This is a genomic window from Propionivibrio sp. (assembly GCF_016790145.1).
GTDB lineage: Bacteria > Pseudomonadota > Gammaproteobacteria > Burkholderiales > Rhodocyclaceae > Propionivibrio.
On sequence record NZ_JAEUOI010000096.1, the window covers coordinates 45,188 to 57,270 of the forward strand.

Genomic DNA, 12,083 nt, shown 5'->3' on the forward strand with positions numbered 1-12,083 from the left:
TCAATGGAAACCAGCGAAGGGTTCAGATACGACGACGGCGCAACCTCCCCCACGTTGGCTGTAAGTATTGCCCATAGTTATAGCGACGGCGTGCTTTCTTTTATGGCGTCGGCGGGTGGCGGGAGCATTTCCGGCGGAGCCAATCCTTTCATCACCATATCGACCTACGCCTCTAACAATGGTGCGTTTCGAACCGCGTCCGGGGCGCACGCTGGTACATGGAGTTCTTTCTATGTTGGAACAAAACCGGGGTTTTCTCCCCCGGCGGAGAAAATGTACGTTCCCGTCAAGGTTCATTACACCAGTACTCTGACGGAGCAGTTCGGGAAAGTTCCTGCCAGTTGGAACACCAACGAACCGGACAAAATGGCGTTTTACCTTGACAGTGTGAACTGGCGTCCTTATAACGAAGACGGCTATCTATCTGGTAATTTCTATTACGGCGATGTACGCAGCGTTGGCATCTACACGTCCTTGTCGTCGATCACCCGGAACGATATCGGGCCGGGCGCATGGGCGAGAGCGGATCTGTACGCCTCGATAACACCGTATGTCGATCCAGCATGGAATGCCGAACACGGCAACGGCTATAAGGTGTTCTACGTGGGACAGGTCCCCGAACCCGAAACCTACGGCATGATGATGGCGGGTCTGGGGTTGATCGGATTTCTTGTCCGGCGCAGAAAACTGAACGCCTGATAAGCTACCAACCTGAATGACAGCCCCGCTAGGGCGGGGTTCGTCTTTTTATGGCGTCTGTTAATGGCCGACTGCCAAAGTCGGTAACTCTGACGTCAATGGCTGCTGCATATCTATCACGGACTACGGATACCCAAACCTCAAAGGCGCGACAGCGTCCAGGTGCAGGCTCTGCATTCCCTTCAGCCAGATTTGCTTCGCGGCACAAAGTTCGCCAGGAAGCCGATGGTGCCGGTTCACCTGGCGAACTTTGTGACTTCGCGCTGATGCTCAGGCAGCCTTGACGTTCCTGCCGGCGATGTTCAGGCGGTTCACGCCACTCATCAGCGCCTTGATCGAAGCGGTGACGATGTTCGCATCCATGCCGACGCCGTAGCATTCGCGTTCGTTGCCGGCCTGCATGACCTCCATGAAGGCGCAGGCTTTGGCGTCGCCGCCTTCGCGGCTGCTGCCCATCGAACGCTCTTCATAACTGCGCACCTGCAGCGTGATGCCGAGTTTGCGCAAGGCATGGACGGCCGCATCGATCGGGCCATTGCCTTCGCCGGTCAGCACATGCGTCTCGCCGTTCATCTCTACGGTCAGGCGAATACCCTGCGCCGCTCCGTCCTCAAAGAGCTGATGTTTGACGTAGCTGACCGGGTTGCCTGCTTCAAGGTAAGTTTGCGAGAACAGCGCCCAGATGTCGGACGCTTCCATCTCGCCGCCGTGCTGGTCGGTATAGCGCTGAACCTCGGCCGAGAATTCAACCTGCAAGCGGCGCGGCATGACCACGCCGTATTCGGTTTCAAGCAGATAGGCGACGCCGCCCTTGCCCGACTGGCTGTTGATACGGATCACCGAATCGTAGCTGCGGCCGAGATCGGCCGGGTCGATCGGCAGGTAGGGCAGGTTCCAGAGCGCATCGGCCTCCTGTGCGGAGAAGCCCTTTTTTATCGCGTCCTGGTGCGTCCCGGAGAAGGCCGTGAACACCAGGTCGCCGACGTAGGGATGGCGCGGGTGGATCGGCATCTGCGTGCAGTATTCGAAGTTGCGCGCGACGGCGTTGATGTCCGAGAAGTCGAGATTCGGCGATACGCCCTGGGTGTAGAGATTGAGCGCCAGCGTGACGAGGTCGACATTGCCGGTGCGCTCTCCGTTGCCGAACAGGCAGCCTTCAACGCGGTCGGCACCGGCCATCAGGCCCAGTTCGGCGGCGGCAACCGCCGTGCCGCGGTCGTTGTGCGGGTGCAGGCTGATCAGGATACTGTCGCGGCGTGCGAGATTGCGGTGCATCCATTCGATCTGGTCGGCATAAACATTCGGCGTGGCTATTTCCACCGTGGTCGGCAGATTGAGAATGATCTTCCTGTCCGGCCTCGCATCCCAGGCTTCGCTGACCGCGTTGCATACCTCGAGTGCAAAGTCGAGTTCGGTGGCGGTGAAGTTTTCCGGGCTGTATTCGAGCACCCATTCCGTCGCCGGATTCTCCTCGCTGAGCTGTTTGACGAGCTTCACGGCGGCCACGGCCATGGCCACCACCTCGGCCTTGCTCATGCCGAAAACAATCTCGCGGAAGGGTTTCGACGTGGCGTTGTAGATATGCACGATGGCGCGGCGGGCGCCCTTTAACGACTCGAAGGTGCGGCGGATGAGCGCTTCACGCGCCGGCGCCAGCACCTCGATCGTCACGTCGTCCGGAATGTGCTTGTCTTCGATCAGCTTGCGAACGAAGTCGAAATCGGTCTGCGATGCCGAGGGAAAAGCGACTTCGATTTCCTTGAAGCCGACTTCGCACAGTGTCTTGAACATGCGCATCTTGCGCTCGGCATTCATCGGCTCGAACAGCGCCTGATTGCCGTCGCGCAGGTCGGTGCTCATCCACACCGGTGCGCTGGTGATGCTGCGGCTCGGCCACTGGCGCTGGTCGATGTTGACCGGTGGGAAGGCGGTGTATTTGGTGGCGGGTTGTTTCAACATGATCGGTACTCCTCAAGTCGGCGCAGAGGCCTGTTTCGATGGAGAGATGATAGCGAATGATGCACGGCAAGTGCTTGCGTTTTGTAGTAAGCCTAGCCTGTAATTAGGAATAATATTGCTTATATTATTATTATTACGATTTATAATTGCTAAATAATAAACTTGGTGGCCATATCATGGAAATCGATCGCTTTGACCGGCAGATCTTGCAGGTGATTCAGCAGGACGGACGCATCAGCAATCAGGATCTGGCGGATCGCATCGGCCTCTCGCCTTCACCCTGCCTGCGCCGCGTGCGCGCACTCGAGGAAGCGGGAATCGTCACCGGCTACCGAGCCCTGGTCAACGCCAAGGCGCTCGGCTATACGCTGATGGCGCTGATCTACATCTCGATGGACAAGCACACGCCGGAGCGCTTTGAACACTTCGAGAAAGAAATCAGCCAGATCTCCGAGGTGCTCGAATGCCTGCTGATCACCGGGCAGGATGCCGATTACCAGATCAAGGTCATCGTCAGGGACATGGATGCCTTTCAGGAACTCCTGCTCAACCGCATCAACCGCATACAGGGCGTGACCGGCGTACATTCGAGCTTCGTTCTTCGTCGCGTGGTCGACAAGACGGCAGTGCCGGTGGGATAGCTTCAGGATTTTTTCGCGGTTGTCGCACTTGACTGCGGTTAACAGGTTTAATCCGCCCTTGCCAGGGGTATTTACTGCACTCACCTCGGCGATGGATTTTTTTTCACAAAAACCTGGCGCCGCGACACCAGCCAGACACCGGTCAGTACCAGCGCGGCACCGGCCATCTGTGACAGCGAAAGCGGTTCGCCGAGCAGCCACCAGCCGAAGAAGATAGTCAGCACCGGTCCCAGGGTGCCGATCAGCACCGCCCTGGAAGAACCGATGCGACGGATCGCCGCCGACTGCATGAATACCGGCAACACGGTCGAGAAGAGTGCCATGCCAATACCATAGGCGTAGATGGTAAACGGCTGGCTGAGTGCCGACAGCGGCTGCACGACGAAGAAGTGCGCTTGCGTCGCCGCCGTCGACACCAGCATGGCCAGCGCCGTGAAGCGCGCTGCGCCGAGACGGTGGATCATTGGCGCGCTGCCGGCCAGATAGAAGGCATAGGAAATCGACGAAGCGAAGACGAAGGTCGCGCCGAGCAGGACGCTCGCGCTGTCGCCGCTCAGCTCAAGGTCGTGGGCGAAGGCGAGGGCGATTCCGGAATACGACAGCACCAGCGAACCCACCTCGCGCCGCTCCAGCGGCTGGCCCATGAACAGTACCCCGATCAGTATCGTCAGCGTCGGGTAGGTAAAAAGAATCAGGCGTTCGAGCCCGGCAGTGATATAGCGTAGCCCGATGAAGTCGAGCAGGCTGGCGCCGTAATAACCCAGCAGGCCGAGCACGATGAGCATCAGCCAGTCGCGCCGCGTCAGCGGCGGCGCCGAGCGACTGGAGTGGAATCCGACCCAGAGAAAGACCGGCAGTGAAAACACCATGCGCAGCGAAAGCAACGTCACCGCATCGACCGGTGCCGCCGCATAGGCCAGCTTGACGAAAATCGCCTTGAACGAGAAACCGAGCGCGGCGAGGATGGAGAAGGCGACGCCAAGACGTTCGGCAGAAAAATGCTTCCAGGGCATGAGGGATCAAGCGTGCGGGTTCAAGTGCATCGGAGAATAGTGCAGCCATGGGCTGTTCAGCCCAGGTGCAACAGGGCGACGCAGGTTAACACAAAGTGCACTCTTGATACAGACAATCAGTCTGACGAGATGGGCGTATGGGTATCCGGCCTGGTGACTTCACCCGCTCTTGTCATGAAATACGGGAAGCAGAGCAATCGTTTGCATATACTAGGTTTTCATGCGGGTCGTTGTTATCATTCCCCATGTCATTACCCGTAAGCGATATGTTTGCAGTGCTCAAGGCGGGTTGGGAGGATTATATGAAAGTGTATAGTCGTTTTTTTGGCCTGGCTCTGCTGCTGGCACTGGCCGCTTGTTCTCCGCCGGAGCCGTTGAAACTCGGTTTTCTCGGCGGGCTCTCCGGCCGTGTCGCCGACCTCGGCGAGGCCGGGCGCAACGGCACCTTGCTGGCTGTCGAGGAGGCCAATACGGCTGGCGGCGTCAACAGGCGCAAGATCGAATTGCTGATTTACGACGACGAGCAGCAGGCTGCCGCCGCTGTCAAGGCGACCGAGGCGCTGATCGCAGCACGCGTCGAAGCCATCATTGGGCCAATGACGAGTTCGATGGGCGATGCGATTTTACCTGTGGCTACCCGCGCCGGCATGGTCGTGGTCAGCCCGACCGTCACTGCGTCCTCGCTGTCCGGCAAGGATGACATTCTGTTCAAGGTGGCACCGTCGGTGGAGACCAGTACCCGGCTCAGCGCAGCATTCGAGTACGCCCGCGGGGTTCGTCGCGCAGCCATCGTCAATGACCTCAGCAATCGTGCCTATACCGCAGACTGGGCGGGGCACTTCCGCAGGGATTTCACCGCGCTCGGCGGAGAGGTCGTCGCCGAGGCCAGCTTCACGTCGGGTGACGACGCCAGCTACACCGAGGCGATCACGAAAATCGCCAAAGCGAAGCCGGATCTGCTGCACCTGGTCGCCAACGCCGTCGATACGGTGCGCCTGACGCAGCTTGCCCGCAATCTCGGTTTGACGCTGCCGGTAACGACGTCGACCTGGGCCGCGACCGAGCACCTGATCCAACTGGGCGGACGCACGGTCGAAGGCGTCACGCTGACGCAGTTCTTCAATCGCGACGATGCCTCGCCGCGCTATCGTGCATTTTCCACGGCCTACACGGCGCGCTTCAAGCAGGAGCCGGGCTTTGCCAGCGTCGCCGCCTACGACGCGACGCGGTCGATTCTCACGGCGCTGGCCAAGGCGGGCAAGGGCCAGCCGCTGAAGGAAGCCTTGCTTACCGCCGGCCCCTACGAGGGACTACAGGACCGCTGGAACTTCGACCGCTACGGCGACGCCCAGCGCCAAACCCACATCTCGGTCGTGCGCAACGGTCGTTTAGTCCTTGTCGAGTAGACTCATCGCATGCGCGAACTGCGGCTGCGAACATCGTTGATCCTGCTGCTGGTCACGGCAGTCACGCTGACCTTTGCGCTGGTCGGCAGTATGATTCTGGCATACCGCCTGCCGCAGATCGAGGCAAATAACCGTGCCGACCTGCAGGAACGGGCGGTGAATGCGTCACGCCTGCTCGACCACTACATGGCCGGCATCGAGGCGCAGATCAGGACGCAGGCTCGACTGGTGGCCAATCGATCGCCCGCCGAACTGCAGGCCTTCCTTGAAGCCGTAGTCGGCGATGGTGAAACAATGCAGGCCGCGTATGTGGTGGCCGCCGATGGCAGTGTGGAGGCTCTCGGCCTGCCAGGCACCCGCCGGCAGGCCGAGGCGGAACTGCGTGGCGCGGACTTTTCAAACATCCCGCTGTTCCAGTCGGCGCGCGCGGCAGCGACAGCAAAGGGAGATGTCGCACCGGCAATCTGGAGCGACAATTTTCTGTCGGCGATCTCCGGCAAACTCGCTGTCGGCGTTGCCGTGCCGACTGGCGACAAGGTTGTCATTGGCGAGGTCGCGCTGGAACGCGTACTGTCAATGTTCAGCAGTCTTGATCCGGGTTCCGAGTCCTTCGTGCTCGTTATCGATCGTCAGGGTCAGTGGCTGGCGGCCTCGCGTGACAATCCGACGGGGCGCTTTATCAACTATGCCGCAATGCCCACCTTCCAGGCGATTCTTGCCGGCCGAGCACTGCCCGAGTACGAGATTTCTCAAGGTGAACGTTTCCTGGTAGGGGGCGTGCTGGCCAGTAATCTGAATTGGGTGATCACTACGGCGGCGCCCTCCGGCACGGGGAGCTCCAGGTATCTGTCGACGATTTTTCTGGTCGTCGGTGGGTTTGCCGGATCGCTGCTGCTGAGCTTGATACTTGCACCCTTGTGGGCCGCACGCATGGTGCGCCCGCTCAAAGCGCTGATCGAGAGAACTCACCGCGTCATCGAGGGCGACTACGGTTCACCGTGGCCGCGCCGCGGGGCCATTAGCGAACTGAATCAGTTGACGATGGATCTTGGGCGCATGGTCGAGGTAATCCAGACCCGCGAAGCCGGGATGGCACGCAGTGAAGAACGGCTGCGCGCCACGCTGGAGAACACGCCGTCGATCGCGGTTCAGTGGTTTGACGCCAGCGGACGCATACTGTACTGGAACAAGGCCTCGGAGATCATTTACGGATTCACTGCGGCAGAGGCCGTTGGCGCGGTCATTGGCGAGAAGCTGCTGATGTATCCGGACCGGCAGCAGACTGACGATTTCATCGGCGTACTCGGTGATATTGAGCGTAGCGGGAAGCCCTTCGGCCCCGCCGAGTTTACACTGCGCAAGAAGGACGGGAGCGAGATCGTGGTGCTGGCGACGACCTTCGCCATTCCCGGCGAGGGCGACAGCAAGATATTCGTCTGCATGGATGTCGATGTCACCGAACGCAAGCGTGCCGAGGCCAATCTGCTGGACAGCGAAAAGAAACTCGAGGCAATTTTCAACGCCTCGCCGGCGGCCATGTCGGTGACCGACGTCAAAAATAATTTCAGAGTGATCACGGTCAATGCCGCCTGGGAGAGACAGTTCCAGCGTCGGCGACAGGATGTCGCCGGTCTCAACGGACTCGAAATGGGTTTGTGGGCTGATCCTGCTGACCGCGTCTTCTTGCTCGCCGCATTGAGAAGCGGCAGTACTCCCGATGTGATGGAGGCCGAACTGCTTGCCGGAGACGGGCGGCGGATGCTGTGCAGCATTTCCGCCCAGATCACCGAGATTCGCGGCAATCGTTTGTTGCTGATGATGACGGTCGACATCACCGAACGGCGACGCATCGAAAACGAGATTCGCGAACTCAATACCGATCTGGAGCAGCGCGTGGCCCGGCGTACCGGGCAGTTGTCCGAAGCCAACATCGAGCTCGCGGCGAGCGTGGAAAACCTCAGGACGGCACAGAAACAGCTTGTACAGTCGGAAAAACTCGCGGCCTTGGGCAACCTGGTGGCCGGCATCGCGCACGAACTCAACACGCCGATTGGCAACGCCGTGACGGTTGCCAGTACGCTACTCGATCACCACCGGCAGATCAGTGGCCAACTGCAATCCGGGCTCACCCGATCTTCCCTGAATGCCTTCATTGACACCCTGGGCGAAGCGGCAAGCATACTCGAGCGGAACTTGCATCGTGCCGCAGAATTGATCGGCAATTTCAGGCAGATCGCCGTCGATCAGGCGAGTTATCAGCGGCGTACCTTCGATCTGCGTGAAGCGGTCGAGGAGGTGCGACTGGTCATGACTCCGGCGATCCGCAAGTCACCGGTCGAGCTGAAAAATGAGGTTCCCGAAGGAATTCTCATGGACGGATACCCTGGGCCGCTGACGCAGGTGCTGATGATTCTGGTGAATAACTCGCTGATTCATGCGTTCGCAGGAAGAGATCGCGGAAGCATACGGATAGAAGCCAGCGCACCGCTATCGGGCAATGTCCGTTTACGCTTCAGTGACGACGGCACAGGCATTCCAGCAGAGAATCTGGAGCGGATATTCGAACCATTTTTCACTACCCGTCTCGGCCAGGGAGGCTCCGGACTTGGCCTGCATATCCTGTTCAACCTGGTCACCGGCTTGCTCGGTGGCCGGGTCGCAGTCAGCAGCGATCACGGCAACGGAACCGAGTTTGTTATTGACCTGCCACAGAGCGCTCCCGTAATCGCAGAGACTGTCTTGCAAGACTAGCGTGGTAAGCTGCTAATTAAATTAATTTGTCAAAAATTATTCGATCATGATTCCAGCAAGCCCTGATGATGTGTTGGTTTTCATTGACGAACCCGAGCCGCTGCCGACGGATGGCAATCCGATCTGGCGGGTGCTCATTGTCGATGACGAACCTGATGTCCATCAGGCGACATTGCTGGCCTTGAAGGATGTTGCCATCGAGGGGCGGCAACTGGAGTTTGTGCACGCCTTTTCGGCGGCGGAAGCACGGGACTGCCTTCGCCAGCACAGGGATCTGTCCGTTGTCTTGCTCGACGTGGTGATGGAATCCAACGATGCCGGTCTGCAATTGATCGGCTACGTTCGCAATGAACTTGCCAACAGGGCATTGCGCTTCATTCTGCGTACCGGGCAACCGGGTTATGCCCCCGAGATTGATACCATTCGTTTGTACGACATCAACGACTACAAGACCAAATCGGAGCTGACACGTGTACGGCTGTTTACCAGCCTGACCGTTGCCATTCGCTCGTACTGGCAGATTCATCAACTTGAGGCCAATCGGCGCGGTCTTGAGCTGATTGTGGCGGCCAGCACCGAGCTGTGCAAGCCCAGAGGCCTGCGTCGTTTTGCCGAAGGAGTTGTCACCCAGTTGTGTGCCTTGCTGAGGGTCAGCGAGGAGGGCGTTGTTTGTGCTGCAGCCGAAGTTTCCGGTGTATCGCCCTACGTTCTGGCCGCCGCCGGGCGTTACTCGGACTGGATAGGCCAGCCCTTGACTTCCATTCCCGACGAACGGGTACGTCAGGATTTGACAAGGACGCTGGCCGAGCGCAACCATGTTCTTGGTGAAACAACCTGCCTTTTTTTCAGCGTTCCCGGAGATCATTCACTGGCGGCGTTTGTTGGTGTCAATCATCACATCAATGAACTGGATCGAAATCTGCTTGAGGTATTCTGCAGCAACATTTCTGTCGCTTTCGAAAACACTCAGCTCTACCAGCGGATCAGCACTCTGGCCTACGAAGACCTGCTGTTGAACCTGCCTAATCGCAACAATTTTCTGGCGCGCATCGATCAGCGCCCGGACCATTTGGATACACTGGCGCTGGTCGATATTGACGGCTTTTCCGACATCAACAGCATTCTTGACCAGGATTTTGGGGATGCCGTTTTACGTGTGGTAGCAAGGCGTTTGCGTCATGCCTTTACTTCGCAAGTGGTCGTTGCCCGTGTCGGGAGCGATGTTTTCGGCCTACTGGGGTCACAAAGCGAAGTCAATCCAGAACGCATTACCGATGTTTTTTCCACGCCATTCGATGTCGGCGATGAGAACCTTCGTGTATCAGTGACCAGCGGTCTGGTCAGGCTTGACGATTCCTCGCTCAAAGGGGTGGAACTGCTCAGGAATGGCAGTGTGGCATTGAAAAAGGCCAAGACCTTCAGTCGCGGCAAGGCGCTATACTTCGAGGTCGCCCATGCCACCGCAGCCCGCGAGCGCATGCTGATGTTGAGCCGACTGCGCCTGGCCTTTTCCGCAGAACAATTATTCCTCGTTTATCAGCCTTTCATCGAACTGGCCAGTGGCCGCATTGTCGGCGCCGAGGCGCTGCTACGCTGGCGTACGGAGCAGGGGGAATTTATCGCCCCGGACAGCTTCATTCCTGTCGCCGAACAGTCTGGCCTGATGGTGCCCATTGGCGACTGGCTTACCCTCAGTGCATTGCAGTTTCTCAAACGTCTGGTCGAACTCGGCCATCACGACTTCAGGATGGCCATCAACGTCTCGCACGTCCAGTTTCGTGAACCTGATTTTGTCGAGAAACTGCTCAATGCGATAGATGAGCACCGTGTGAATCCTGCCAATCTCGAGATTGAACTGACCGAGTCAGTGGCCATCGATGATATTGAATTGATCGGGCAGAAACTTGCAGCCGTTCGTGCCGCAGGCGTAGCCATCGCCATCGACGATTTCGGCACGGGCTATTCATCGCTGAACATTCTGCGCAAGATGAATGTAGACCGCTTGAAGATTGACCGCGCGTTCGTCAGTGGCGAAGACAGCCTACATGAGGATTACAGCATCGCCGGAATGGTGCTGCAACTGGCGGGGCAGCTTGGGCTCGAATCAATCGCCGAGGGTATCGAAACGCAGGCTCAGCGTGACACGCTGCTGAGCATGGGTTGTCGCGATGGACAGGGGTATTTTTTCTCCAGGCCTCTGACGAGCGAGCAGTTCGCTGCGTTTCTACAGGACAGATAGTTGCCATGGCTGGATTCCCCTCATTTACATTGCCCGGATTGTTAATTTGCTGAAGAGTGTTGGATTTTTTGTTTATTGTGCAACATACGCTTGCTTTACATATGGTTACAGAAGATACTTGATCATATATATGAACATTTCAGTCATTACATGGCGATAACGTCAAGTACTCGAAGTACCTGTGAATAGGTTTGGCTGAGCGGACTATTTTGCATAACAAATTTTTAAGGAGATGATGATGCTTGATCGCATGAAACTAAGAACAAAAATTATCCTTCTGGTCGTCGCCGCCCTGCTCGGCATGGTGGTTATCGCCAGCTTGTCTGCCTTTGCCACCAAACGCGATCTGACCGAGGGGCGCAAGGTGCTGATCAAGTCAATCATCGAGTCGGCGCACAACACGGCGGCTTTCTATCATGCGCAGGAGGTGGCCGGAGCGCTGACCCGCGAGCAGGCGCAGAAGGCCGTCATCGACACCCTGCTGGCGGCACGCTACGGTGGAGCCGACGGCAAGACAGATTATGTTTATGCGCTTACGACGGAAGGGGTCTTCGTCGCACACGTCAAAACCGAATTGATCGGCCAGAACGTGCTGGAGAAGTTTGTGGACGGGCAAGGACGTTTTGCGCTGAAAGACATTATCGCGGGGGCTAAGTCCGCTCCGGGCGGTGCTTTTATCGATACCGCCTTCCCGCGTCCGGGTGAGAAGGTCGCTGTCGAAAAGCTGCAGTTTGCCAAAACCTTCGACCCCTGGAGCTGGGTCATTGGTACCGGTGTATACATGGATGACATTGACACCGAGTTCAATCACCGACTGGCCAAGGATCTGACAGTGACCGGCGTGCTGCTGGTGGCGATCGCCTTGCTTGGCTTTACCATTGCCCGCGGCGTGCTGCGCCAGGTTGGCGGCGAACCGGCCGAAGCCATCGAACTGATGTCACGCGCGGCCAGCGGCGATCTGACGGTGGAAATGCGCTCGGCTCCCAAAGGCAGCATGCTGGCTTCGTTGGGAGATATGGTCGGCGCGATTCGCACCATGGTGTCGGAAATCAGCCAAAGCTCGACCCGGCTTACGAAGGGCGCTGAAAGCATCAGCACCGCTTCACGCGAGGTGGCCATTGCCTCCGAAAGGCAATCCGATGCCACACAGACGATGGCCGCAGCGATCGAAGAAATGACGGTCAGCATCAATCACATTTCCGACAGCGCGAAAGACACCCAGGAGAACTCACTCACCTCGGTCAGCCTGTCCGAGGATGGCTATGGACGGGTTGAGACGGCCACGCATGAAATCAAGGAGATTGCAACGCGCGTCAGCGACGCCTCCGGGCGCATTCGCAAGCTGGAGGAACGCGCCAACCAGATTTCCTCGATC

Annotated in this window: 8 protein-coding genes; 6 read left to right on the forward strand and 2 right to left on the reverse strand. The window is 58.2% G+C overall.

Annotation, left to right across the window (positions count from 1 at the left end; translation table 11 throughout):
- Positions 1–3 precede the first annotated feature (3 nt).
- On the forward strand, positions 4–699 hold the full coding sequence (locus JNM42_RS08575) for a PEP-CTERM sorting domain-containing protein (protein WP_294268310.1): 696 nt from the start codon (positions 4–6) through the stop codon (positions 697–699).
- 270 nt (positions 700–969) lie between these two features.
- Here JNM42_RS08575 and leuA read toward each other — a convergent pair whose 3' ends face one another.
- Positions 970–2,658 (reverse strand): 2-isopropylmalate synthase, encoded by a 1,689-nt coding sequence (leuA, locus tag JNM42_RS08580; RefSeq protein WP_294268312.1) that lies wholly within the window; start codon positions 2,656–2,658, stop codon positions 970–972.
- A 176-nt stretch (positions 2,659–2,834) separates the two neighbouring features.
- On the opposite strand from leuA, the gene JNM42_RS08585 reads away from it, so the two are divergent.
- Positions 2,835–3,299 (forward strand): Lrp/AsnC family transcriptional regulator, encoded by a 465-nt coding sequence (locus JNM42_RS08585; RefSeq protein ID WP_294268314.1) that lies wholly within the window; start codon positions 2,835–2,837, stop codon positions 3,297–3,299.
- Between the two features lie 80 nt (positions 3,300–3,379).
- On the opposite strand, the gene JNM42_RS08590 is transcribed toward JNM42_RS08585, so the two are convergent.
- The gene (locus JNM42_RS08590; RefSeq protein ID WP_294268317.1) at positions 3,380–4,312 is read right to left on the reverse strand and encodes a DMT family transporter; all 933 of its coding nucleotides are present in this window, start codon (positions 4,310–4,312) and stop codon (positions 3,380–3,382) included.
- 302 nt (positions 4,313–4,614) lie between these two features.
- Between JNM42_RS08590 and JNM42_RS08595 the strand changes: the two genes are divergently transcribed.
- From JNM42_RS08595 to JNM42_RS08610, 4 genes are all read left to right on the forward strand, one after another.
- Positions 4,615–5,718 (forward strand): ABC transporter substrate-binding protein, encoded by a 1,104-nt coding sequence (locus JNM42_RS08595; RefSeq protein ID WP_294268319.1) that lies wholly within the window; start codon positions 4,615–4,617, stop codon positions 5,716–5,718.
- A gap of 9 nt (positions 5,719–5,727) precedes the next feature.
- A complete protein-coding gene (locus tag JNM42_RS08600) occupies positions 5,728–8,469 on the forward strand; it encodes a PAS domain S-box protein (protein ID WP_294268321.1) in 2,742 nt (913 codons plus the stop codon).
- A 46-nt stretch (positions 8,470–8,515) separates the two neighbouring features.
- Positions 8,516–10,708, forward strand: coding sequence for an EAL domain-containing protein (locus tag JNM42_RS08605; protein ID WP_294268323.1), 2,193 nt, complete (start codon positions 8,516–8,518; stop codon positions 10,706–10,708).
- Positions 10,709–10,958: 250 nt separating this feature from the next.
- A partial coding sequence (locus JNM42_RS08610; protein ID WP_294268324.1) for a methyl-accepting chemotaxis protein occupies positions 10,959–12,083 on the forward strand: 1,125 nt, incomplete at its 3' end.

Coding starts and splice junctions, on each gene's coding strand:
- JNM42_RS08590 (WP_294268317.1), bottom strand. CDS start 4,312: ATGCCCTGGAAGCATTTTTCTGCCGAACGTCTTGGCGTCGCCTTCTCC.
- JNM42_RS08585 (WP_294268314.1), top strand. CDS start 2,835: ATGGAAATCGATCGCTTTGACCGGCAGATCTTGCAGGTGATTCAGCAG.
- JNM42_RS08600 (WP_294268321.1), top strand. CDS start 5,728: ATGCGCGAACTGCGGCTGCGAACATCGTTGATCCTGCTGCTGGTCACG.
- JNM42_RS08605 (WP_294268323.1), top strand. CDS start 8,516: ATGATTCCAGCAAGCCCTGATGATGTGTTGGTTTTCATTGACGAACCC.
- JNM42_RS08595 (WP_294268319.1), top strand. CDS start 4,615: ATGAAAGTGTATAGTCGTTTTTTTGGCCTGGCTCTGCTGCTGGCACTG.
- leuA (WP_294268312.1), bottom strand. CDS start 2,658: ATGTTGAAACAACCCGCCACCAAATACACCGCCTTCCCACCGGTCAAC.
- JNM42_RS08575 (WP_294268310.1), top strand. CDS start 4: ATGGAAACCAGCGAAGGGTTCAGATACGACGACGGCGCAACCTCCCCC.